The 23,962-nt window shown below is 33.8% G+C and carries 20 protein-coding genes; 4 read left to right on the top strand and 16 right to left on the bottom strand.

The genetic code is table 11. From position 1 onward, the window contains the following. Positions 1-347 precede the first annotated feature (347 nt). The gene (locus GSY47_RS19490) at positions 348-1,028 is read right to left on the bottom strand and encodes a hypothetical protein (RefSeq protein WP_179000754.1); all 681 of its coding nucleotides are present in this window, start codon (positions 1,026-1,028) and stop codon (positions 348-350) included. A 463-nt stretch (positions 1,029-1,491) separates the two neighbouring features. On the opposite strand from GSY47_RS19490, the gene GSY47_RS19485 reads away from it, so the two are divergent. Then, positions 1,492-1,893: a helix-turn-helix domain-containing protein gene (locus GSY47_RS19485; protein WP_179000756.1), complete on the top strand. Its 402-nt coding sequence runs from the start codon at positions 1,492-1,494 to the stop codon at positions 1,891-1,893. A 311-nt stretch (positions 1,894-2,204) separates the two neighbouring features. Further along, positions 2,205-4,238: an AAA family ATPase gene (locus tag GSY47_RS19480; protein ID WP_219071514.1), complete on the top strand. Its 2,034-nt coding sequence runs from the start codon at positions 2,205-2,207 to the stop codon at positions 4,236-4,238. A 128-nt stretch (positions 4,239-4,366) separates the two neighbouring features. On the opposite strand, the gene GSY47_RS19475 is transcribed toward GSY47_RS19480, so the two are convergent. Both GSY47_RS19475 and GSY47_RS19470 read right to left on the bottom strand, forming a co-directional pair. Then, complete coding sequence (locus tag GSY47_RS19475) at positions 4,367-4,612, bottom strand: hypothetical protein (protein WP_179000760.1); 246 nt, start codon at positions 4,610-4,612, stop codon at positions 4,367-4,369. Positions 4,613-4,751: 139 nt separating this feature from the next. Then, the gene (locus tag GSY47_RS19470; RefSeq protein WP_091490432.1) at positions 4,752-5,948 is read right to left on the bottom strand and encodes a C1 family peptidase; all 1,197 of its coding nucleotides are present in this window, start codon (positions 5,946-5,948) and stop codon (positions 4,752-4,754) included. Between the two features lie 230 nt (positions 5,949-6,178). On the opposite strand from GSY47_RS19470, the gene GSY47_RS19465 reads away from it, so the two are divergent. Both GSY47_RS19465 and GSY47_RS19460 read left to right on the top strand, forming a co-directional pair. Next, positions 6,179-6,976 carry an AraC family transcriptional regulator gene (locus GSY47_RS19465; RefSeq protein WP_179000762.1) on the top strand — a complete coding sequence of 266 codons (798 nt, stop codon included), beginning with the start codon at positions 6,179-6,181 and terminating at the stop codon, positions 6,974-6,976. A gap of 78 nt (positions 6,977-7,054) precedes the next feature. After that, positions 7,055-7,918, top strand: coding sequence for a CPBP family intramembrane glutamic endopeptidase (locus GSY47_RS19460; RefSeq protein WP_179000764.1), 864 nt, complete (start codon positions 7,055-7,057; stop codon positions 7,916-7,918). Positions 7,919-7,997: 79 nt separating this feature from the next. On the opposite strand, the gene GSY47_RS19455 is transcribed toward GSY47_RS19460, so the two are convergent. The 13 genes from GSY47_RS19455 to pyk all read right to left on the bottom strand — a co-directional run bounded on the left by GSY47_RS19455 (position 7,998) and on the right by pyk (position 23,962). Next, positions 7,998-9,149, bottom strand: a complete 1,152-nt coding sequence (locus tag GSY47_RS19455) for a BamA/TamA family outer membrane protein (protein ID WP_179000766.1) — start codon at positions 9,147-9,149, stop codon at positions 7,998-8,000. Positions 9,150-9,198: 49 nt separating this feature from the next. Beyond that, positions 9,199-10,167 carry a SphA family protein gene (locus tag GSY47_RS19450; RefSeq protein WP_179000768.1) on the bottom strand — a complete coding sequence of 323 codons (969 nt, stop codon included), beginning with the start codon at positions 10,165-10,167 and terminating at the stop codon, positions 9,199-9,201. 73 nt (positions 10,168-10,240) lie between these two features. Further along, entirely contained in the window at positions 10,241-11,422 is a 1,182-nt protein-coding gene (locus tag GSY47_RS19445; RefSeq protein ID WP_179000770.1) for a helix-turn-helix domain-containing protein, read from the bottom strand. Between the two features lie 127 nt (positions 11,423-11,549). Then, positions 11,550-12,128 carry a DUF4136 domain-containing protein gene (locus tag GSY47_RS19440; RefSeq protein WP_179000772.1) on the bottom strand — a complete coding sequence of 193 codons (579 nt, stop codon included), beginning with the start codon at positions 12,126-12,128 and terminating at the stop codon, positions 11,550-11,552. 237 nt (positions 12,129-12,365) lie between these two features. After that, positions 12,366-13,112 (bottom strand): DUF6515 family protein, encoded by a 747-nt coding sequence (locus GSY47_RS19435; RefSeq protein WP_179000773.1) that lies wholly within the window; start codon positions 13,110-13,112, stop codon positions 12,366-12,368. Positions 13,113-13,130: 18 nt separating this feature from the next. Beyond that, positions 13,131-13,871 (bottom strand): DUF2092 domain-containing protein, encoded by a 741-nt coding sequence (locus tag GSY47_RS19430; protein WP_179000775.1) that lies wholly within the window; start codon positions 13,869-13,871, stop codon positions 13,131-13,133. Between the two features lie 25 nt (positions 13,872-13,896). Beyond that, the gene (locus tag GSY47_RS19425) at positions 13,897-15,297 is read right to left on the bottom strand and encodes a DUF2252 domain-containing protein (RefSeq protein ID WP_179000777.1); all 1,401 of its coding nucleotides are present in this window, start codon (positions 15,295-15,297) and stop codon (positions 13,897-13,899) included. 10 nt (positions 15,298-15,307) lie between these two features. Beyond that, a complete protein-coding gene (locus GSY47_RS19420) occupies positions 15,308-16,711 on the bottom strand; it encodes a DUF1254 domain-containing protein (RefSeq protein WP_179000779.1) in 1,404 nt (467 codons plus the stop codon). Positions 16,712-16,736: 25 nt separating this feature from the next. Further along, complete coding sequence (locus tag GSY47_RS19415) at positions 16,737-18,209, bottom strand: DUF1254 domain-containing protein (protein WP_179000781.1); 1,473 nt, start codon at positions 18,207-18,209, stop codon at positions 16,737-16,739. 154 nt (positions 18,210-18,363) lie between these two features. Next, positions 18,364-19,167, bottom strand: a complete 804-nt coding sequence (locus GSY47_RS19410) for a hypothetical protein (RefSeq protein WP_179000783.1) — start codon at positions 19,165-19,167, stop codon at positions 18,364-18,366. Positions 19,168-19,234: 67 nt separating this feature from the next. Beyond that, positions 19,235-20,251 carry an HAD family hydrolase gene (locus GSY47_RS19405; RefSeq protein ID WP_179000785.1) on the bottom strand — a complete coding sequence of 339 codons (1,017 nt, stop codon included), beginning with the start codon at positions 20,249-20,251 and terminating at the stop codon, positions 19,235-19,237. 66 nt (positions 20,252-20,317) lie between these two features. Further along, positions 20,318-21,997: an arylsulfatase gene (locus GSY47_RS19400; protein ID WP_179000787.1), complete on the bottom strand. Its 1,680-nt coding sequence runs from the start codon at positions 21,995-21,997 to the stop codon at positions 20,318-20,320. 531 nt (positions 21,998-22,528) lie between these two features. Then, positions 22,529-23,962, bottom strand: coding sequence for a pyruvate kinase (pyk, locus tag GSY47_RS19395; protein ID WP_179000789.1), 1,434 nt, complete (start codon positions 23,960-23,962; stop codon positions 22,529-22,531).

The following is a 23,962-nucleotide window of genomic DNA, read 5'->3' as shown; positions in this document are numbered from 1 at the left end:
AGTTGGTTAGAGCATCTGACTGTTAATCAGAGGGTCCTTGGTTCGAGCCCAAGAGGGGGAGCTTAAAAAAAGACGATCAAATTGATCGTCTTTTTTTTGCTTTAAATTGAACATAAGTTTAACAGAAAAGGTCGCAAAGTTTAATAAGTAAGCTTTGCGACCTTTGTGCTCTTTGCGTTAAAATTTTGCGGTTAAAACAAATCACTCAAGAAACTCTACATAGCATATTCGCATATTACCAATCTGTGTTTATTTGCGTGTGTGGTTTTTCCCTTCGCTCGAAATGGCAAAACTATATCCTTAAAATAGAAAAACTTTGCGCCCTTCTGTCTTTGTGGCTAAAACTTCTACTTCGCCACCAAAGTCTCGCTTTTAAACCTTTTCATCAAAAGATCTGCTTTTTCTATTTGGTTGATTGCTTTTAAAGATTGTGCGTATCTGTAATAATAAATAACATCTGGATCTTTGACCAGAATAAACAACTGTTCGTAATAACCCGCTGCGGTATTAAGGTTTCCTTCAAAGTAAAGTCGGTCTGCGACTTTTTGAAGCATTTCTGGCGTTTTATAGCCTTTATCTAAAACTTTTTGATAGGTACTCGTTACATCTACATTTACATAATTTACAGCATTCTCTGGAGCTGTAACAACATCTTTAATTGGTTCTACAGAAACTGTAGAAGTTTCAGCAGAAGTTTCTGGATGCGTTAAACTCGTTGTTCCTTTTTGCTTTTTCTTGACATATCTCGGAATTACCGTTCTAGTGTTATTCGGTCCCAAATCGTTGGTGTATACCATATCTAATTTGGTAACTTCATAGGTTACAATTCGACCACCAAAAAGTTTATTGATTCGTTCTTCTACATAATAGGATTTTATAACATAATCACTGTTGGAAGCAAGATTATCTGTTAACATTATCGTTGTCCCTTTAGTTGCAGCAGCTGGCGCACTTTCTGAAATCTGAGCGAAACAGTTAAGAGAAAGCAGTATTAAGAATGCGCTTAGAAACGCTTTTAGGTTTTTCATAAACAATTCAATAAAATTAATAGTTTAGTTAAAATTTAATTAAATATATAGTATTCAATGCTTTGTAATTAAACAATCTCTATAACTAACTTGAAAAAACGTTCAAATACATTTTTTCAATTAATGGTTCCTGATTACGGAAAAAGCTTCCTTTTCTCAAGTTCGGCTCAAGAAAATATCCAGATAATTTCTAAGTTTTTCTTTGAAAAGAATGATGAGAAGTGATTAAACAAAGACTCTATTACTTTGTTCTTGAATGTAGTTATTTTCGTTTTCCGCCTTGATGGCATTTTACAATTGTAGTTTTTGGAACTACAAATGTACGAAAATTTGTATTTTTGTTGTTGTAAATTATAAAATAGATTCTTTTGTACCGAAAACACAATAACTATGTACCATACAAAAGTGATTTGTATTTTACAGCACAAATAAATTTTTCAGGAATTTTAAATATCTTTGAAGTATGAGCACACTTACAAAACCAAACCATATTGGGCGAAAAATAAGCCGTATTCGTGAACTTCGCGATATGAAGCAGGAAGCTTTGGCGCAGGCTTTGGGCACCAACCAACAAGCTATTTCTGCTATTGAAAACAGCGAAACCATAGACGAAGAAAAACTTAAGGCTATTGCCGAAGCTCTTGGTGTAACTGTTGAAGGAATTAAGAATTTTTCGGAAGAAGCTGCAATAAATTATTTCAACACATTCACTGATACTGATTTCACTAATAGCCAGGGAGCTTTTAGCCAAAATCATCAATGCTCATTTAATCCTCTTGATAAAGTTGTGGAACTTTATGAGCGTTTGGTTCAGGCTGAAAAGGATAAAGTGGAGTATTTGGAGAGGTTGATGAAGGGGAAATAAATTCTGATTTTGAATATACAAAATAAAAAGAGGCGCATTGATTGCGCCTCTTTTTTTGTTTATTAACTTTCTATTTGATATTTCTTTTTTTTAATTCAACTAGGTTTTATGGAAATCCATAAAATATCTAAAAATCAAAAACATACATTTAACTCGAAAAATTTATTTTAGTTTCTTAATTAAAAATCAGGTATTTATACTATCATTCTTTTTCATCAAAAATAGTTTATTTAGCAAAATGATATTGAATAAGAAGTTCCGAAATAAGTTATAAAAATGAACTGTTTTTTAATTACTAAAACTGCAACATAATGGCTAAGAACATTACATTTGAGTTATCTACTGTTAATTTAGGACCACATGAGTCTCTAAATACTAAAATCCATATCAGTACATTAGAAATGGGAATTTATGCAAATAATGGGACGGGTAAGACCTTTCTAAGCAGGGCATTTAGATTATTAAACAAAGAAGAACTAGATAATAACGATTCCAATAAATTATTAACCATTGGAAAGAATGATGGTTCTTTTAAATTCAAAATAACGAACAGTACTGAACCTAGCATAATTAGAGAATTAGAGTTCTCTATAAAAAGAGACAAAACCCCAAACATTTCAAAAGACACAACTGATTACATCTTTCGCGTATTTAATGATGATTATATAAAAGAAAATTTAGAAGGGCTAAAATACAAGCCTAATGGAGAAATAGAAGGTTACATACTTGGAAAAGAAAAAATTGATTTAACAAAAGAGAAAGATGAACTTAAAACAAATTCTAACGAACTTAAAACAAAAGAAGAAGAATTAAAATTAAAAGTTGCAAAAGCTATAAAAGATCTAGATGATTTATCCATTAGAAAAAATACTGGCGATTATCAAAACATTACTTTTAATAACTTGTTCAACCGTGAATTCAATGTAGTCGAATTAGAAAGTTTCAATGATTTAATAAGTAAACATAACCAGCTAAAAGCACTTCCTGATAATTTACAAGACTTAAGAAATGTTAGTTATCTAAAGAAAACTGAAACTCTCGATAATATAATCTCTTTTCTAGATGAAAAATTTAGTAGAAGCAGTATTGCTGATAGTTTCAAAACTAAAATAAAAAACAAACAGGGATTTGTCGAAACAGGGATCTCTTTATTAAAAGAAAAAACTGATGAATGTCCTTTTTGTGAGCAAAATCTTGAAGAAAATGCTTTAAAACTAATTGATCAATATTTGGAATATCTTTCAGAAACTGAAGCAATTCAAATAAAAAAAGCTAATGATTTATTATTACAATTAAATGTAGAGAAAAAAGAAAACAATGAAATTTTAAAATCATTTAAGAATCTTGAAATTGAATATTTAAAAAATCAAAAATATATTCCCTCGTTAGCAAGCATTAATTTAAAAGAACTGGAAGACTTAACGAAATTAGAATCAAGCTATAAAATAATTGATGATGCACTCGAAAAAAAGAAAGAAGACATTTCAATTTCACTTTTAGATGATAGTATTAAAAAAGCAATAAAAAATCTCCAATTATGGATTCAAGATCAGAATGAAAAAATTTCAAAAAAACAAAAAGTTGTAGAGACTTTCACCCAATTACTAACTAAATTTTTTGGTTCCAAATATTCCTTCGATGATAAAACCTTTTGTATAAAATTCAAAAATCACTTATTAGAATCAAATGCGAGCGATGTTTTAAGTAATGGTGAAAAGAGCATTGTTGCGTTTTGTTATTTTATTGCGGAATCACATAGATCTATCAATAAAGAAGAGGACTATAGCAAATTATTTTTTATCATTGATGACCCCATATCTAGTCAAGATTTCCACTTTGTTTATGCAACATCACAAATTATAAGAACCCTAGATAAACTGTTCAATATTTCAAGATTAAGATTAATAATTCTTACACATAACTTAGAATTTATGTCTATTATAATTAGAAATAAAGTTATAGATCAGAAATTTATTCTAGAAAACAACAAGCTTGAGACACTAGGCAATGAATTGATAATGCCTTACGAAGAACATCTTAGAGATATTTATGAAATATCTCAAGGAACTAAAAATCCATCACATACAACACCAAATTCTCTAAGACACGTACTAGAGACAATAAATCGATTTATAGCGCCAGATATTGATCTTAATACTTTTTGTGAAAGGATAGATAATTTTACTGAAAATGAATTTTTATATTCTTTAATGCATGATGGATCTCACGGTATAATTAGACTTCAAAAACCATACACGGATCAAATGATTAAATCAGCTTGCAATGTTGTTTCTGATTATGTACTTAAAGATTTTTCAGGACAAATAAAAATCATAACTAGCTAACCGTAGTTTTCAAATTAATATTCATAAAAACATATCACCTTAGAACTTGATATTTTTTCACTAGAAGTCGAAAAAAAAGAGGTTGCCAAATATTTGATAACCTCTTTTTTTATATGTTGACAAAAAAATTAATGAACAGGAGATGGGTTCTTTACATTGTTTTCTGGACTTTGAACTTCAATTTGTTTTACTTTTTTTTCCATATCTGACTTATTTATTTTTGAATTATTTTCACCATTACTAATTATGATAACATTTACTTTAAAGTAATTTGCCTTTGTATCGGCAGGTTCTTGTATTAAGGAACTAAAAGCCCCTAGAAATAATATTAAATTTGCCAGAACAGTAAAGAACGCCATTTTTTTTTCCGCCAAGAATTTTTTGAATTCCCGATTTTTGTTTTACAAAGGTACGAAAAAAAAATATTTTTAACAAGTTTTCCTTTGTAAAAAACAAAGCGCCACAATTCTCATTGCAGCGCTTTTCTGTTTTCTATAAAATTTCTAAGTCTAATTAAACCCCTAATTTCTTAGCAAGTTCACCAGGAATTCCTCCTTTATTTACTAGTAATGCAGTAGTTTTATATTTTACGAAGTTCTTAGTTACAAACAAGAAACCTTTGTAGTCGTTTGTTTCTCCCCAAGAATTTTTTACGATATAGTATTCTTTTCCAGTTTGATCTTTTGCTAAACCAATAATGTGCATTCCGTGATCGTCTGTTGTAGTGTAGTTATCAAACGCTGCCTGACGCATTTCTGGAGTAATTTCTGGTTCTGCTTTTGGTCCGTTAAATAAGTCTGCTTTTTCTTCAGCAGTCATATCGTCGAATTTTTTAGTTGCTACATAAGCAACACCATTTTTCCAGCTGAACGTTTTTTCGCTAACATCTGTTGCCCAAGCTACCGTGTATCCTTTTTTAAGCGCATTGTCGATAACATCTGTCATATCGTTCAATTTTACGTTGTAAACTTGATCCAATGACCAGTTGTCTGGTACCATCATCGTTGTTTTTTGGTAGTATGGTGTGTTTGTGAAAGATGATAATTCTACGTATTCGTCTGGGTTAATTCCCACTACTTCTTTAGCAAAAGATTGCGGTGTATAGTTTTTTCCTTTGTATGTAAAGTTATCCGGCACTTTTCCTAAGTAAGAATCAATAACTGCTGCGTAAGCTTTTTGCCAGTTTGGTGTCAATTCTCCGTTAGGATTTTTAACTACTGCAGCCAAAACACCTTCGATAAGCGCAGCCATTTCAGCAAATTTATTTTTATCCGTCCCGTAGTTCAATCCAGTGTAAACTTCTCTTGGTACAGTTCCGTATTTTTTATACATGTTAATTACATCATGTAAAGCACCTCCGTCTCCAAGTGTAATTGCACCGTGCATACGAACATAGTTAATTCCTTTTTCAACATACACATTTCTTGCAGAATAGATTTGAGATAACTCAACAGGCTGTTTTCCTAAACGAATCATTTCTGACTCTAAAAATGAGTTTGTTGAGTAACTCCAGCAAGTTCCAGACGATCCTTGAGATTTTACTGATGTTGTTCCTAAGTTAATTACTTCTGTAAATTTGAAGTTCTCTTTACTTTTGTCGCTAGCGTTTAGTTTTAGTGAATTTACTAACACGTCTTGCGCAAAACAGCCTGCTGTTCCAGCTAAAAATACTGATGCCGCAAACACTGATTTGAATGAAAATGTATTCATAATTTATGTTTAAGATTTAACAAAATTAGTCTCTAATGTTTCTAATTTGTTACAAAACAATTAATTTTTTTGTAATTTATTGCTATTCTGCGGTTAATTTTTTCACAATCTTTTTATTTTGATGTATAAGATTACAAATTATGTAAAACTTTCGATCACTTGTAATTAAAGTTTGGATCTAAACAAATATGAAGTAATTTGGTTGCTGCAATTCCGAAAAGCAAACCCTAATGTACGAACTGGAAAAAGAGAAATATCTAGGCAGCACCAAAAACATTTTCAATACTAATGAGGGAATTGCTATTGTAGAAACAGAGTATCAGAATACCGTTTACGAAGGCTGGCATTCTCACAATAATGCACATATAACCCTTTTCTTAAAAGGAGGCACAACAGAAAAACGAAAAAATTTCAGCGAAACTGTTGGTTCTGGTTCTTTATTATTTTATCACAGCGACGAACTGCATTTGAATCAAAATACTCTTTTCCCTTCCCGAAATATTAATATCGAAATTGAAGATAATTTATTAAAAGAGCTTCAAATTAATGAAGCAGTAATAGAGAAATCAATTCAAAACAGCGCTGTTACTAAATTTTTAATTCTGAAGATTTTTAAAGAAACTCAGAACGCTGATACTTTTTCGAACGATAGTATCAAAATGTTGTTTTCGCAGCTTTCCCAAGCTTCTCATTATTTGGATAAATTTGAAAAAAGTCCTTTTTGGGTAAAAAGTCTGCATGAATTATTAAACGACAGTTGGAACGAAACGCCAAACCTACAGGATTTAGCAAAGGTTTTAAATTTAAATCCCATTACAATCTCCAAACATTTCCCTAAATATTTTGGCTGTACTTTGGGGGAATATATGCGCCGAATCAAAATTAATCGTGCGCTTCCGCTAATACAATCCAACGAAGCGAATCTAACGGAAATCAGTTTTCAATGCGGTTTTGCCGATCAAAGTCATTTTATCCGAACTTTTAAAAACCAGACTGGATTTTTACCTAAACAATTTCAAAAATTATAAAGAAGGCAAATTTCATTCTATTTTTTGATTTTGATGCGGGCTACTTTTGCTTCATCATAAATCATTAAACCAAACCAAATGGAAACGCTTACCTTAAAACAAAAAACATTTAATTCTCCTATAACCAAAATTATCCTTGCTCTGCTTACTTTTATGGCCGTTGTTATTATCGGACAGCAGATTGCTGTAAAATTGCTGGATTTAACTCCTCTGGAAAAAGATTACCGAAATCTTTTAAAAGGACTTTTTGTTTCGGTATCATGTGTTTTGAGTTATATTTTCTTCTTTAAAAAATATGATAAAAGAGACATAACAGAATTTGCTGCAAAAGGATTTCTTAGCAATGTTACTATCGGAATCGCAATTGGTTTTGTCTTGCAGGCGCTTACTATTTTAGTAATTTATCTTAACGGAAATTATAGCGTTATTGCAGTAAATCCAATTAGGTTAATCCTGGTTCCGTTTGCACTAATGTTTACCGTTGCTATTATTGAAGAAGTTTTGGTACGAGGGATTATGTTCCGAATTATCGAAGAAAAATTAGGAAGTTATATTTCCCTGATTATTTCTGCTCTTATTTTTGGAGGTTTACATTTAATAAATCCGCATAGTGATTTCCTCTCTTTATTATGTATTACTATGGCAGGACTTTTATTTGGTGTGGCTTTTATGTACAGCCGTAACTTATGGCTGCCAATCGCGATACATTTTGCATGGAACTTTACCCAATCTGGTATTTTTGGAGCTATCACATCTGGAAACGAAAAAACAAACAGCCTATTTGAAGCTAAAATACAAGGGCCAGAATTAATCACAGGAGGAGCTTTTGGGCCAGAAGGAAGCCTCCAAGCTATTCTTTTTTGTAGTGTTGCAACAATCTTATTACTAATTTTATGTCATAAGAAAAACAAAATCGTTGCGCCATACTGGAAAAGAAAATAATATTGATGCAACTTTGTCAAAGTTTAAAACTTTGACAAAGTTCTCTGTAAGACTGAAAACCGAGACTAAGACTAAAAAACTACCTCATCCAATTACTTCCAAAAACAATATAGTATGCCCAGTCTTCATTTCCTTTGGCAATGTCAACCCCCATTCTGAGTTTAAATTTTCGGGCCATTAAATATCGAAAACCTGTTCCATAACTGTACACAACAGGTTTGGCAAAAGCCTTATCCCAATCGTCAAAAGCACTTGCAAGACCGCCAAATCCCATAATGCTCCATCTTTTGTAAACGTCCCATCTTAATTCAGCTTCGGTTACAATGCTGGTTTTACCTTGATAACGCGCTGCTGGGATTCCTCTTAGGTTAATTCCCGGCCTTAAATAAAAAGGCGGACTCCCAAACGCCTGCTCTCCTTCTACCCTTAGTCCGCCAATTAATGTTTTAGCTAATGGATAATATCCTATTGCTGATAAATTAACGCGCCAGGCATCGTAGTCACTTCCTATTGCGTTATCTGACCAAAAGAAATCGGACTGAATTCGGATTCCTTTGTCTGGTGTAAATATGTTGTCTCTATTATCGAACTGAATTGCGCCTCCCAGCTGACTTACCGTACTTTTTATATCACCGGGTTTTACAAATGGCGGTGGCAAATTAAAATCGGGCAGGTTTATTTTAGAATTTAAAAAAAGATATTGAGGTCCTGCGCTCCATTTTGCATTTTTAAACTGTTTGAGCCATTGTGTATAAAAAATCGTTGACCTAAAATTAAGTTTGAATTCCTGATCTGGCAGATTGGGTCTGTTGTTAGCATAAAATGACAAATTCACATCTCCATAACCTGCTGCAACGCGATACAATATTCGTGGTTTTATCAGAGTTGCCGAACGAAAAGCACCTGCCATCCAGCTTTTGTTTCCTGTGTACATTCCGATTCCGCCTGTTATGTCAGGGTTTATGAATCGTTTTTTGCCGTCTTCATCAATTACTGGAGCATGTTTTTTTAGAAAAATAGGAACTAATGCCCCTCCAATATTTCCTAAAGCTGGTTCTGTAATTATAGTTGGAACAACAATAAAACCATGTGCATAAATAATGTAATCGCTTAAATCAAAAGCTCCATCTAAGGAATCTTTCACACTGATTTTATATTTCTGCGCACTTAAAGTATTCAAGAACAAAAGGACTAAAAGTGAGAATAAGATATTTGTTTTTCTGTTTTTCATAAGAACTCGAATCTTTAATTACAATTAAAATTTACCTTATTCTAAAACATTATTTTTTCTTTAAACTGAAAACATGTGCCAAAGTGATGAAAAAAGTATTTCCCTGAAATCTATTTATTGCACCAAATTCTGAAACCCATCTAAAACCTGCCTGCGTCATACAGCCAATATGAAGATAATTTACCTCAGCTCCTACAGCGCCAATATGGTCTTTGTCTGGCTCAAGTACTAAAAAGTTCCCAACTGGAATTTTATCATCTGAAACTTTATATTGGAAATAATAAATTAATCCGGCATTCAATATTCCTTTTGGTGCCGTTTTTTCGGCATTCATGCAGTAAAATGTTTTTCCGAGACCTCCTTCAATGCTGAAAATATCTCCTGTTTTAATGTCAGTATCTTTTTTCTTTCCGTTGATTTCATAAGAAGCTAATGCAGAAAAATGAAACGTTTTTTTCTCATTAAAAAACAAAGTAGTTCCAGCTGAAAACTCATTCATAAACATTCCCAATCCGCTGTTGTCACTTCCTCCTAATTCATATTTCCCAGTTGGAATATACATTTGGTAGCTAAAAACAAAGTCGGCTTTTTTGTTGTGCCAGCCCAATTGGATAGGCTGTACGTACATATCTGTAAACGCAAAATTGCTTTTGGAATCAACATAACTTCCTTGAATGGTATTAGAAGCTCCAGCCAGCAGAATTGTAGCACCATAATTGGCTCCTAGAATTTTAAAATCACTAACATAATTAGCTCCAACACCAGTTATAAACATAGTTAAATCGGGATTTCCCATATTATCACCATCACCGTTTCGAAGACAATTTGCAGTGTAAATATAGGCTGGAACATAAACGCTTAAAGTGTTTTCTGGCGCTTGAGTTCCAGACTGAAGTCCCATGGCACCAAGAATATGTCCGCCTTTTAATTGTGCATTGCTGTATAATGAAATCATTGCAAACATTGTCATTAAAAAAAGGCGCAATGCTTTTCCTGAAATAGTATTCTTTGCTTTCATGCTGAAATGTTTTAAAATGAATTAAGACTTTACAACTGTGGCTAATAACTGGAAATTTTATGGAGGAGAAGTTTTACTTGAAATAGTAAGTGCTTGTAGTAGTGCGTTCTGGATTTATTCTGATGGTTTTAAAGTACTCTGAAGGAGATTTTCCGGTATGTTTTATAAAAGCTCTAAAACAGGTTGTACGGGATTTAAAACCAGATCCCCAAGCCATTCCTTCTAGAGACAAATCTTTCCATTCTGGATCGTTTATTTTTTCCTTAAAATATTCAATTCTTTTAAGATTAACGTAATCCTGAAAATGAAGTCCGAATTCTGAATTGATTAAATTGGATAAAAGATGTACAGATATTCCCGTTTCATCTGAAAGGTCTCGGATTACAAAATCTTTCTTTAGAAACAACTTTTGAGCATTTAAAACATAATCTAATTTCAAGAGATAATCTTCTTTTTTATCAGTAGTTAGCTCGTGCGGAATCGGCAGATTGGTTTTGATTTCTTTAGATTTTACAAGAAGTGTATTATCGCTCACAAAATCGAATGCCTCTTCTTCATCGTGAAAAATCTGAGGCCTGAAATACAGCCAGCCAACCGTAAAAAATAAAACCGTTGAAATTAGGAAATAACATGAAATATCTACGGCATCTATTTTTCTCAACAAAAAATGATACACGAAAAGCGCCGAAAACAAAAACAAAATCATAAGATTATAAACTCTAATCCAATTGATTATTTTGCTTCTATGAAATTGGTTTCCGTTGAACTTTTTCAAATCATAGTTTAAAATCAACATGGTTTGAAAAAACACATAAAAAAGCCAAATCGTAAGAGTTAAAATAGAAAATGGATTTTTGATAATCGAGCCTACATAATCAACAATTTTTGAATCGGTAAAACTTCCAATGTAAACAAAAAGGGTTAAAATGAAATAGATCCCAAAAGGTATGAAATGTACCCAATCGTATTTTTTGTTCTTGTTGTTTGGAGACAAAATGTTTCGAACATACAAGAAAGAACATGGTGCAGCTAAAAAAATAAACGATTTTGTAATAGTAAAAAGATCTGGGAACTCTTTAAACATATTTGCCGACAGATAAAAATTATAGATACTCACTACTGCAAGGCTCAATAAAAACATTCCTAAAAAGAAACTTTTAGAAAAATATTTTTTAGAAAAAAGAACCATAAACGAAGTAGCAAGACCTGCGATCGTGGCAATAAAAAAGAATAGAGAAAGTAATATATCGATCATTTTTAAGCGGATTTATTTGTTAATACTTCTTAAAAAGAATTTCGAGAGGGGGACTTAAATTTGGAGAACAAATGTGCTTATCGGCTGATTAGACCAAGCACATTTGTTTTTTTATAATATGTAAGACTTATTTTTTCTCTGTACCAGGAGGAAAACCCGCCAGTATTTTTTTGATAGAGCTATTGATAAATTCTTCTGGATTGTCTGGTTTACTGTCGATTTCGGCATTTCCGATTCCCTGCCAGATCAGTTTCTGTGTTTTGGTAGATACAATATCAATTACCAGCGAACCGTCTACATAATCATAAGTATTGAATGTTGTGTTGGCACCGCCCATCATGGCACCGCCTCCCCAATATCCATAAGGACGATACATACCGCCATATCCATAGAAATCGGTATTGGCACTCATTGAAGTTTTATTCTTTAAAATAGATACTGCATTTACTTTTAAATCTGGATTGTCTGATTCTGTAAATCCTTTTGCAAGCATTTCATTTCGGATCGCTTTTGTCACACGATCCACATTTAATTGATTAACCTGACCTTCCTGCGCTTTTAAGTCATAAACCGCAAAGGTTCTGTATTCTCCAAAATTGGCCGCATGGTCATAATCTGTAGTGACTTTTACAGTTGGGGAGCAACTGTAAACTAAACCCAAAAACAACATTGGGATAATACGAAGATTTGTTCTTTTGATATTCATGTTGTGGTATTTAAATTAATAATTAAATCTGTTTAACTCGAATCTTATTAAAATCTAAAAATCATGAATGGAGAGGCGTAGAATGTCTTAACAATTGTAAAACCTTTGCAAGTATTTGTAAAACAATTATTTAGCTCACTATCAAAGATAAATGATTTTATTCAATTAACACAATTAAACAAATAAAATCTTACTTAGCTTTACTTTCTCTTCATATTGACTTTAAAAATCTATATATTATTTACCTTGTACGACTACATAACTGTCTTGTCCGTCTTTTGAAATTGGCTGATAATAGACGTTATTATAGATCATGTATTTTTGTCCATCTATCGTTTTTTCTTCAGCTCCTTCTGGCAGATGCTGTACTACTGCTCCAACCGGTGGGGCAACTACTTTATATTTAGAAGTATCTTTTATATAATAGGTTCCTCCATAATAATAGTAATCGATTCCATCAACAGTGATCGTAATATATCCTTTTGGCAGTTCAGGAATTGTTGCTCCTAATGGCGCAGGAACTACTTTGTATCCGTTTGATTCTTTTGTATAATAAACTCCGTCATCATAATTGTAGCTGTTATTTTCTACAGAAACAACAATTGCAGCCGTTGTTAATGTGGTTAAAAAGAATCCTACTGGATACCATGTTGGCCCCCAATAATAAGGCACAAATGGATGATAGATGTACGGAAACGGCACTGGATAAGGATGAAACGGTGGCGGTGGCGGCAACGGTCTCGGATATGGATGAGGAGGAATTGGACGCGGTCCCGGTGGTATTGGTCTTGGAGGAATTGGGCGTGGTGTAGGTCCCGGCGGAATTGGTCTCGGGTTTGGATGTATCGGCATCGGGCGAGGCATTACGGCATGTGGTGTAAAATGACCAAAACGCTGCGCCGTTACAGATTCTGGTACTAGCATCAATACAAACACTATTACTAAAATCCACGCTTTTATATTTTTAAGTAAATCTAATTTCATGATAAAGAATTTAAAAGATTATTTTTTTTCTTCTCTAGGCTGTAATTTTACTTTTGAAGCTTTTGGCGGTATCGAAAATTCAAACATAAAATCGGAGAAATCAGGATTAACAATCCAGTCTTTGTAAACTGCTTCGTATTGCGGTTTATTGGAATCATTTGTATAAACAATTACCATTTTGATGGGCAGGAAATTATCATCATTCCCAATCCAAAATTGAAAACTTTTGTTTTTGTCTTTTCCTGCAAGATGAAAACATTCCTTATCGTCAAGAATTGTTTTTCCTAAATACATTAGAGTGCCTTGTTCTGATTTTAAATCTTCCAAAAAGGTTTCATAAAAAAAATCGGCGGCAGGAAATTCGATTCCGAATTTTTTACTGGTTTCATCGATGGTTTGAATAACCGATTTTGGTGCATCTGTAACGGCATAAGTATTATTATCAAAAGAATAATAATGGAGCGTTTTTCCGTTGTACCATAAACTTCTGTTTCCTTTATCTCCAGTGGATGTAATTTTCATTTTATCTGGAAATTTTATTGAAACTTTTTCATTTATAGAATGCTTAACCAAGCCCAGACTTTCGTTAAAAATATCATACGTCATAACCGATTTAAAACTGCATGATTTTATGTATTGTAAAGATTCTGTCGTTCTGTTCAAAATATAAACAGCGGCCGAATCAATACGCTGTGTCTGACTTTGTGTTGTAATTGTCGTAATCAGAAAACTGATTAAGAACATCATTTTTCGATTCATACTTATCTTTTTTAATTACTGAAAATTATATTTCTGCTGAAATAGGCAATCTTCCTTCTTTTACGGCTTCGACCAATTTATTGTAATCGAGTTCGTTTTGATGTGCATATAACATGGAAAACTTTGAGACTGCATTAGCAAATTCATTATTATTTCCAATATAACCTGAAAGCATTGACGGATCGCCAGATCGTGCATGTGCTCGTGCAAGTGCCCATCCGCAGGCTTTGGCGTAATCGGCCATATTATCTACTTTCATGATTTCGATAACAGGTTTTATTTTAGCATCTCGAAGCTGACGAATATAAAAGAACCTTCCTCTGTCATCATTTGTCCATCCTAAAAACATATCCGATGCCGACTGCATTAATTTTTGTCCCATTACAATCCGTTCACCTTGATGTTTATATTTTGGTTTATTCTCTACATTAGCTTCTAAAACACTTTTTCTGGCTTCTTTAAATTGTAAAAAGATAGGTTCTCCCGTTGCCGACATTAATAAACTTATACCGCAAAGTGTTCCAACGCTTCCAACACCAACCACTTTTATCGCAAAATCATGCATAGTGTAACGGCTCAACAAAACCTGTTTATCTTCTGGAAGCGATTCTATATATCGCTTATGAATGACTTTGGCTTCTCTTAACGTATAATTTTCATCAGTCCCAGAAGGATGATAAATCAGCGGGGGATCGTCTTTTATTCTAGCTCGAACTCCATCGAGATACGTCATTTTTGCAAACTCCTTTTCGTGAGCTGTAGATTCGGCTGCTTTTTTAATCCGCTTCTGCTGAAACTCTTTCAATTCCTCATCTTTTCCCAATTCAATAAGTTCAGCCAAATCCAAATCAGCATACCAAATTTGAAGCGCCGATAATTTACTGTATTCCAGCATATGTCTTTTGTAACTATCTGCCGCTTGCCAAGCAAATTCTTTACATTCTTTACTAGAAAATTTTCTCCATTTTCCGGCAATGGCAAAACTTGTGGCAAGTCTTTTCACATCCCATTCCCAAGGACCGTGAAAGGTTTCATCAAAATCATTAATATCAAAAACCAGTTTACGTTCTGGAGTTGCAAACCCTCCAAAATTCATTAAATGACAATCTCCGCAGAGTTGCAACTGCATTCCTGTATTGGGTGTATTTACTAAATCGGCTGCCATGATTGCTGCCGCGCCTCTGTAAAATGCAAAAGGCGATTCGATCATTCTTCTATATCGAATAGGCAATAAATCTTCAATTCGCCCGATACTTGTTTTAATCAAAACAGCAATAGGATCTTCTCGGTCTTCTGGTACAGTCCATTCCTGATGAGAAGAACGAGGCACTGTTTTTCTGATCGCTGCGCCTTTGTCGTAACGTTCTGCTTTTGATGCAATAGGATCAAAAAGGTTCTCGGCACTATTTGCTGTTTTTTCGGTCATAAAAATGATTTTACTTCACAAGTTCCGGCTGTGGCGCTTTCCATGTTCCGTCCAAAATTGATTTGTCAGGACCGTAAATTCTAATCAAATAATAAAAAGCATCTTTGGGAGCTGGTAGCCAATTCGATTCTTTTCCTTTTGGAACTTCATTTTGAATATAAATAATCAGATCTCCATTAGATTCATATTTTAAACCTTTTGTTCTATCACCTATTGAATATCTATTTATTGGATTGCTAACTAAATAGCGTGATGGCAATTCATACAGCGTTATACTCCAGAAATATTTATCTGGCGGTGTTTGTCCTTTTGGAAAACGAATGATATATTTATTTTTTCCTGACAAGATGTTATTTACATTGTCTACTCTGGTTCCTATATAAATCGCTTCTTCTTTTGTATTACCAAATAAACCTGCTGCTGCACCTAAAGCCCGCTTGGTATAATCACCGTTAAGTTCTTCTCTTGTTCCAAATAAATCTGTTGCGTTGGTTAGTTTATTTGTTCCTTCTTCTAATTCTTTTCCTGCTTCTTGCGCTCCTTCAGTAATTGCTTTTAAAACTTCAGGAGTATAATTTTTAGGGTCAAATTCTTTTCCTGCGACGATTCCTATTTTTGCAAATTTTGCTCTCAAATCCTTTTCGACTGGATTTAATGAAACATACTGCAAAAGATTGTTGGTTAATCCAATAAACTTTGCAGAACCTAAATCGGTTTTATTAAATTCAGGATAAGGCAAAGTATATTCATTATTTAGAGGTGCAGTTTGTTTTGTAAACTCATGTAAAAGAGTGAGTTTATACTGCGATTGTATTTTTTTTACATTTTCAATGTCTCCTGCTGCCATTTTTAATTCTGTTCTTCCCAATAACGTCACCAGATTAGTTTCTGACTGAATAACTTCATTAATTCCGCTAGGTTTTTCTCCTTTCCAATCTGGGCCAGCGATTAAATATTTACCTGCATTGTCTCCAGTTGCACGACTTCCTACATAAGCAAAATTGAATGTGTACAAATCAATAAACTGAAACGAATAATATCGGTCTTTTATAGCCGGTACTTCTAAAACCACAGGTTCATCGGTAAGGTTTAAAATTGCCCAGGAATATGGTGTATCATTATTAGGCGTGATTACTGCTGTATCTGCAGGAGTAAAAATTTTATCGTAGTGTTTAAATTTATTGAAACCGCCAGCATAATCAGGATATGTTTTGTCTAATGCGTAAAGACGCATACTTCTATAGTTCATTGCCATAGAAAAGGCATATATCCAAGCTTCCTTTGTAATTGCTTTTGCAGAATCTGGAGATGTTGTAATTTGTGTGTTTGAAGCTGCCTGCGGTTCAACATTTTCTTTCTTCTTACAAGAGAATATAGCTATAAAAACTAATGCTAAAAAAAATAACTTTTTCATCGTAAAGGATTTTAAATGATCTTTTCTATTTCACTTCTTTAATGTCATCCATTTTCCAGCTTTTGTCAAAATACGCCTTTGTTGGTCCATAAAAACGCATGTAAGTAAACCAATGCTTTCCAGGCAAAGTCTGTACCCAGTTTTTCTCTTTTCCTTCTGGAGCTTTTGGCCCAAAATACAAATCGACCGAACCATCTGCATTTTTGATCAAATCCTTACGAGAAGATAAATCAGCATTTTTCTGCGGATTATCAATTAAACATCTCGTTGCTGAATCATAAATCGTAATTGACCAGAAATTAACCGCTGGCGGATTTGCCGGAATATTTAAAGTATAGTTTTTAGAACCGTCTAACCAATTTCCATTATTATCAAAATAAGCTCCCAAGTATGCTTGGCCTACATTTGGTATTTTGGTCATCATAGCTTTTGAATAAGTTACGGCTTCATAGAAATAAGATGATCTCTCGAAAAATTCATCATAATTAGCTGTACGTTGTGATGGATCTGAGAGAATCATAACATAATCCCATTTTTTGTCCGGCCAATGTTTTACAGCTGCAAAACGTTTTTCAAAAGAATTCGCCATTGCCATTTGCTGTCCTTTCTCGGCACCCAATATTAAAATCTTTTTCTGTCGTTCGTCTGGTGCAAAAGGTTTCCCTTTTTCTATACCCAAATTTTTAAGCCAAGCCATAAAAAAACGATCGCGTTCTTCAACAGGTTCATTTTGCAGAATTGCATGAAGGCGTTCCCAGTATGCAATTCCAGATGGCTGAATTCCCAGCCATTTTTTACCTACTGGCGGGCTAACCACTTTTGTCGGAGTTGGATTTGCTCTTTGTGCGTACGGATAAATTTTTACCTGTTTCAATAATGTTTCTGTTGTTTTAGGATCAGGATCCAAAGCTCTAAAACCAAAAAACATATTGACAGTGTTGCAGGGAACTATAAAATATCCATCGGCTTTAAAGTCCTTTAAGGTTGGCGGCACCAAAATATATTTTCCGCCTTTTCCCTTATCGGGCCCCATTTCTCCAATTGTTGCCTGCTCTCTCTGCCAAAAATCTGCCAAACCTCCTGCAGTACGACCCGCAGGCATTTCAATTACAGTCGGTCCATTGGCGGCGAGATCAATAAATGTCATTATATAAGGAGTTGTAGCATTAGCCGTCAAAATACCCAATCGGTCATCATAAGTATTATACAAAACAAGATCATTGCTCGATGCATTAAATGTTTTATAATGTTGATACTGCCATTCGGCGAAAGCCACAATTGGAAGCCCCCATAAATAACATTGTGTTGCCTGCTGGGTATCCATTTCATCAAATAGTAACGAAACAGATTCTTTTGAAGGCAGTTCTCCATCCATTTTTATTTCGGAACCAGGTTGTGAAACTACTGCTGTATCTGGATTTTTTATAGTTGACTCTTTACAGCCAAAGCATAATAATAAAGAAATTACGGCTAGAATTATTTGGCATTTATTTTTCATACTAGAATATTATTAATGATTTAATTTCAACTTCCTAATCTTTTATTTCTTCGTTTTTTTCTCAAACCATAAAAACGTGCCAATTCTTAAAATTTGGTTTTCATTGATACTATTAAAAAATTAAAGTGATATTTTCTAAAAACTCTTATGAAACTTACTGCGGAAATATAAATGCTACCACTGCTCGAAGTCCCCAGTCTGGTTTAATAGATTGGTGTCCAACTACCGGAATTAAAGGCATAACCGCAAATTGCATGGTCTGACCTCCTAATTTTGTAATAGCACCAACATTTGGACTAATGGTAATAAGTGTGGTATTTCCCTGCCAGTTTTGCGTAATTTCTGAAGTAATACCTAAGCTTGCTCCGCTTTTATAACTATGAGTTAGAAATATCTGAGTGTAAAACTGATTAAAATCTGCACGATCAGAAGCTCCTGCTACAGACCAAATTTGATTAGCCAAAAAACCTATTGAAAGTCCTTTTCCTTGATGCATGACCAAAACACTTGGCCCAATTCCAAATTTTTCTGTTCCTAAAAATTTTTCCGTAGCGGTTGGGATTAAAAAAGCGGGGCCAATTCCATAAATCAGTTTCTTGCTTTTTGGTGCAAAAAAAGCAGTTACTGTTGCATCGCTTAAACCAAATTCATGTGTATTTTCTCCCGTAACATCTTGCTGGTCTACCACTGGAAGTATATAACGGGTAATTAAATTTAGATTTTCGCTTAATTTAAAAGGAACAACGGGCTGTATATTAATCTGATATTTTATTCCATTATATGGACCAATTCCATAAGTAAGATTATTTTGAAGTGGAACACTAATTAGACTTGCCACGGGATTTGCCATTTTATCAGCAAGTTCTTGCGCACTATTTCCAGACTTCGCTTCTTCTTGTGCTGAAATTGTAAAATGAACTGATAACATCAGCATTAATACTAGAAAAGAATTTTTCATACCATTTTATTTAATCAATTAAAAAAGCAACTCAAATCTATAATCATCAACTTGGAAACGGTAAATCTTAATCTGCAAAAACCTTTTTCCAGTCGTCTTTTATACTAATAACATGGTATTTATTTTTAGCCGCTGTATTTAATGAAAGATTATCTATTTCCTCATAATTATATTCTCTGATTGAATCATTATGATTTACAATCATTTGAAATGATGGATATTTATTTCCCTGCGAATATTTCAGCATAGCAAGGTCTCCACCTCCTCCTTCATTACCGCAAGCAAAAACAGGACGCTGTCCAATATGAAGTTGAATACTAACAGGTTTTCCTTCTTTGTCATTAAAAAGATCCAAAGCAGGCTCTCTCTTGACCACATTTTTATCTGGATCGTATTTATATTTAAAAGAAGTCCCCACAACTTGTTCTTTTGGGATACCATAAAACTCTTCAGAAATTCCTCGAACCACTTCGATTGTTCCTCCTGTTACGATAAATGTTTTAAATCCGTTGGCACGCAGATAATTCAAAAGTTCTAACTGAGGCTGATAACGGATCTGTTTTACAGCGACATTTTTTCCAGGAACTTTTGCATCTTTAAAAAAATCTAAAACCGAAGCTTCAAATTCATCTTCTGACATTCCGGTATGAGTTGCTGCCACCAATTCGATAAGCGCCTTGTCTCCGCCTTTTTCAAAGTAGCTTTTATCTTTTTCTAATACCGCTTTAAAAGGCTGTTTTTGTGCCAAAGCAGGATTGGCTTCCACCATTTTTTTAACGCGGTAAAAAGCAAATAATTCCTGAACCAATGGTTTTTCTGCCCAAAGCGTTCCATCGTTATCAAAAGTGGCAATTCTATTTTGTACTGGAATAAAATCTGGGCTTCCCTCTTTGGTTACCTTTTCGACATAAGCAATAATATCTTTTTTTAAAGCACCATCATTCCAGCTCGGCAGAGGATCTCCATTATTTGTGACTACTGCCGTACTATCTTTTGGACTAAGAGTAGTAGTGTCTTCTGATTTGTTTTTACAAGAAATCAATAAAAACAAAAACAGAGGCAACACATATATTTTCTTATACATGATATTGATTTTTTGAAGTTAATAGAGCTTGAAGTATAGAAGATTCAAGCTCTATTTTTTATGTTTTTATTTTTTCTTTTTTGAAGCTGTCTCTTCGTCCTCTTTTAATTTAGGAAGTACATTTTTCTCAATATATTTTTGAGCTTTGATATCTTTCATCGCTTCTTCCATTATAGTATAAGCAGAGAAACTTGGAGGAATTGATCTTGGAGGATAATCCTTAAATGTTTCCGCAAATACGACTACATCTTGAATGGCACCATACATTAGCTGTACATGATTCATCTGCCAATCCCAGAAAGTGTTTGAAGTAATATCAGCTCTTTCAAATGGATCCTGGTATAAATTGAATATTTTCTGTAAACGCAGTTTTGTAAATGGTTCTGCCCAAACTCCCATTGTTCCTCCTAAACGCTGTTCTGCGAAAACATATTTATAATCTCCTTCTCTTAAACCAACTAAAAGTCCATCATCATCTGTATAAAAGAATTTATCTCTAGCGCTTTTTTGTGTTTTACCTTCTAAAAATTTACTTTGATCAAAACCATCTAAATGAACTTTATATGTTTTTCCGTTCGCATTGTAACCTTTTAAAAGTTTATTAATAATATCTGGCTCTCCTGCAATAGAAGCAAAAGTTGGAATCCAATCATTATGGCTCATCAATTCAGTCGTTACTCCTGGTTTAATATGCCCTGGCCAACGAACGATACATGGTACACGGAAAGCTCCTTCCCAGTTGGTATTTTTCTCAGAACGAAATGGTGTCATTGCACCGTCAGGCCATGTGTTCATGTGAGGACCATTATCTGTAGAATACACTACAATAGTATTGTCTGCAATCCCCAAATCATCTAATGCCTTTAGAATACTTCCAATAGTTTCGTCATGTTCGATCATACCATCGATGTATTCGCTGTCTCCATGAGTATATCTTCCTCTGTGTTCTGCTCTAACGTGTGTACGTAAGTGCATACGAGTAGCATTGAACCAGCAGAAAAATGGTTTTCCTGCTGCATGCTGTCTTTTAATAAAATCAATTGCTGCTGCAGAAGTTTCATCATCTACTGTTTCCATTCTTTTTTTAGTAAGAGCTCCTGTATCTTCAATTTTTTGTTTTCCAACTCTACCAAAACGAGGATCTGTAGTTGCATCATCAACATTTGTTGCTACACATTTTAAAACTCCTCTTGGTCCAAATTTTTTCAAATATTCAGGATCTTTCGGATAATCTGGTAATTCTGGTTCTTCTTCTGCATTTAAATGATATAAGTTGCCAAAGAATTCATCAAAACCGTTTACAGTTGGTAAACTTTCGTTACGGTCGCCTACGTGATTTTTACCAAACTGTCCTGTTGTATAGCCTAAGCTTTTCATTATACCTCCTATAGAAGGGTCTAACTGGCTCATCCCCATTGGTGCTCCTGGGAAACCTACTTTTGTTAATCCTGTTCTAAGTCCATGCTGTCCTGTTAAAAAAGCCGCACGTCCTGCTGTACAGCTCTGTTCTCCGTAGTAATGTAAGAAACGTAGTCCTTCATTGGCTAAACGATCAATGTTTGGGGTTGTATAACCCATAAGTCCATCGCTGTAAGCACTTATATTAGTTGTTCCGATATCATCTCCCCAAAGCACCAAAATATTTGGCTTTTTGCTCTGTGCAGTTACAGAAACTCCTGCAAAAAATAGTAGTGTAAATACCTTTATGGCAAATGTAAATCCGCATTTTCGTTTGATTTGTTTCATGATAATAAAAATTCGTTAATGATTCTTGTTATGTATATGAGGTTGTAAATCCAAAAAAAGAAATGGGAAAATGTAATTTTAAAAAGGCTTTTAATAAAGAGTAGGCTGTATTTTGAAGGTGTTTCAAATTTGTTTTTACTTAAAAATCTGAAACATAGTTTTTTAACTTTTTTTTAAGCTTCTCAAAATTAACTAATAAATGAGCGAACAATTGTAATTATTTGGCGTCAGCTTGTTTCATTTTATAAAATGAAACAAGAAAAATGAAGAATTTGCACCAAAATGTTTCATTTTATAAAATGAAACATTATAAAACATCACTTAATTAACCATTTATATTTTTTAAGTTAATTAGAGGAAGTCTTTTTTACATGGGATAGAAGAGAAATAGGAATAAAAGTTTCTATAAAATTGATCAAATGAAACGAAATTTGCCATCATCTGACCTTGAGAGTATCAATAAAAAAGAAGTAAAAACAAAAAAAACCGCTTATGAACTAAGCGGCTTTTAAAAATATTGTAGAGAAATTATTAGTCGATTTGAGATACTCTCATCGTATTAACCATTCCTTTTTCTTTGATTGGCATTGCAGCAAGGTTGATTAAATAATCTCCTTTTTGAGCATATCCTTTTTCAACTGCAATTTGATTTACGTCTGTTACAGTATCATCAGTACTTTCGTCATTATCATAGTAGAAAGATTTAACTCCCCATAATAAATTCAATTGTGTTAAGATTCTTCTGTTTGAAGTAAACACTAAAATGTGAGCTGTTGAAGGCCTCCAAGCTGAAACTTGGAAAGCTGTATAACCGCTGTTTGTTAAAGTACAAATTGCTTTAGCTTCGATTTCGTTAGCCAATAAAGCCGCTTGGTGGCAAACAGTTTTAGTAACAAAACGGTTCGTTTTAATTTGTGGTGTATTTTGAGGAACCTGGATTAACGGTGAATTCTCAACAGCCTCACAAATTTGAGCCATTCTTTGGATTACTTGAACTGGGTAGTTTCCTGTAGCAGTTTCTCCAGACAACATTACAGCATCTGCACCGTCCATTACTGAGTTAGCAACGTCATTTACTTCTGCTCTTGTTGGAGTTAAACTTGTAATCATTGTTTCCATCATTTGAGTCGCAACGATAACAGGAATTCTTGCCGTTTTTGCTCTTCTGATTAAGTCTTTTTGAACCAATGGAACTTCGTGAGCAGGAAGCTCAACACCAAGATCTCCACGAGCAACCATTAAACCATCGCAGTAAGCTACAATTTTATCCATGTTCTCAAGAGCTTCTGGCATTTCAATTTTAGCAACGATTGGAATTTTTACTTCAGAATGTTTAGCGATTAATTCTTGTAAATCTTGTAAATCGCGTGGCGTTTTCACGAATGAAAGTGCGATCCAGTCTACTTTTTGTTCGATTGCGAAAATCGCATCTGCAATATCTTTTTCAGTTAAAGCTGGTAAAGAAATTTTTGTGTTTGGAAGATTAACGCCTTTTTTAGATTTTAATTCTCCACCTTGAATAACTTTAGCAACAACTTCTGTTTTTTTGTCAGTTGAAACAATTTCAAAAATAAGTTTACCATCGTCAAGCAAAATACGCTCTCCAACATTTACATCATTTGGAAAATTTTGGTATTTCATAAATGCTTTTTTTGCATTTCCGACAATATCTTCGGCAGTTGTAAAAGTGATTTCATCACCATCGTTTACCACAGTACCTTCTTCCATTACACCAACTCTAAGTTTTGGTCCTTGCAAATCTCCAAGGATTGCAGTTGTGTAACCAAACTCTTCGTTAAGGCTTCTAATAATATTAATTTTTTCTTTTACTCCTTCGTAATCTGCATGCGAAAAATTGATTCTAAACACATTAACACCTGCTTCGATCATGTCTTTAATGATCTCTCTTGTACTACAAGCGGGGCCAAGTGTAGCAACAATTTTGGTTTTCTTGTTTGTTAGCAT

Source organism: Flavobacterium quisquiliarum (genome assembly GCF_019308285.1).
Classification (GTDB): Bacteria; Bacteroidota; Bacteroidia; order Flavobacteriales; family Flavobacteriaceae; genus Flavobacterium; species Flavobacterium quisquiliarum.
The sequence above is the reverse complement of the archived record's forward strand: the minus strand, read 5'-3'. Positions and strand labels throughout refer to the sequence as shown.

What these genes read in the sequence shown, in the direction of transcription:
- GSY47_RS19415 (WP_179000781.1), bottom strand. Translation starts at nt 18,209, where the DNA reads ATGAAAAATAAATGCCAAATAATTCTAGCCGTAATTTCTTTATTATTA.
- GSY47_RS19425 (WP_179000777.1), bottom strand. Translation starts at nt 15,297, where the DNA reads ATGACCGAAAAAACAGCAAATAGTGCCGAGAACCTTTTTGATCCTATT.
- GSY47_RS19420 (WP_179000779.1), bottom strand. Translation starts at nt 16,711, where the DNA reads ATGAAAAAGTTATTTTTTTTAGCATTAGTTTTTATAGCTATATTCTCT.
- GSY47_RS19460 (WP_179000764.1), top strand. Translation starts at nt 7,055, where the DNA reads ATGGAAACGCTTACCTTAAAACAAAAAACATTTAATTCTCCTATAACC.
- GSY47_RS19480 (WP_219071514.1), top strand. Translation starts at nt 2,205, where the DNA reads ATGGCTAAGAACATTACATTTGAGTTATCTACTGTTAATTTAGGACCA.
- pyk (WP_179000789.1), bottom strand. Translation starts at nt 23,962, where the DNA reads ATGCTAACAAACAAGAAAACCAAAATTGTTGCTACACTTGGCCCCGCT.
- GSY47_RS19450 (WP_179000768.1), bottom strand. Translation starts at nt 10,167, where the DNA reads ATGAAAGCAAAGAATACTATTTCAGGAAAAGCATTGCGCCTTTTTTTA.
- GSY47_RS19435 (WP_179000773.1), bottom strand. Translation starts at nt 13,112, where the DNA reads ATGAAATTAGATTTACTTAAAAATATAAAAGCGTGGATTTTAGTAATA.
- GSY47_RS19445 (WP_179000770.1), bottom strand. Translation starts at nt 11,422, where the DNA reads ATGATCGATATATTACTTTCTCTATTCTTTTTTATTGCCACGATCGCA.
- GSY47_RS19410 (WP_179000783.1), bottom strand. Translation starts at nt 19,167, where the DNA reads ATGAAAAATTCTTTTCTAGTATTAATGCTGATGTTATCAGTTCATTTT.
- GSY47_RS19400 (WP_179000787.1), bottom strand. Translation starts at nt 21,997, where the DNA reads ATGAAACAAATCAAACGAAAATGCGGATTTACATTTGCCATAAAGGTA.
- GSY47_RS19430 (WP_179000775.1), bottom strand. Translation starts at nt 13,871, where the DNA reads ATGAATCGAAAAATGATGTTCTTAATCAGTTTTCTGATTACGACAATT.
- GSY47_RS19465 (WP_179000762.1), top strand. Translation starts at nt 6,179, where the DNA reads ATGTACGAACTGGAAAAAGAGAAATATCTAGGCAGCACCAAAAACATT.
- GSY47_RS19490 (WP_179000754.1), bottom strand. Translation starts at nt 1,028, where the DNA reads ATGAAAAACCTAAAAGCGTTTCTAAGCGCATTCTTAATACTGCTTTCT.
- GSY47_RS19455 (WP_179000766.1), bottom strand. Translation starts at nt 9,149, where the DNA reads ATGAAAAACAGAAAAACAAATATCTTATTCTCACTTTTAGTCCTTTTG.
- GSY47_RS19440 (WP_179000772.1), bottom strand. Translation starts at nt 12,128, where the DNA reads ATGAATATCAAAAGAACAAATCTTCGTATTATCCCAATGTTGTTTTTG.
- GSY47_RS19405 (WP_179000785.1), bottom strand. Translation starts at nt 20,251, where the DNA reads ATGTATAAGAAAATATATGTGTTGCCTCTGTTTTTGTTTTTATTGATT.
- GSY47_RS19485 (WP_179000756.1), top strand. Translation starts at nt 1,492, where the DNA reads ATGAGCACACTTACAAAACCAAACCATATTGGGCGAAAAATAAGCCGT.
- GSY47_RS19470 (WP_091490432.1), bottom strand. Translation starts at nt 5,948, where the DNA reads ATGAATACATTTTCATTCAAATCAGTGTTTGCGGCATCAGTATTTTTA.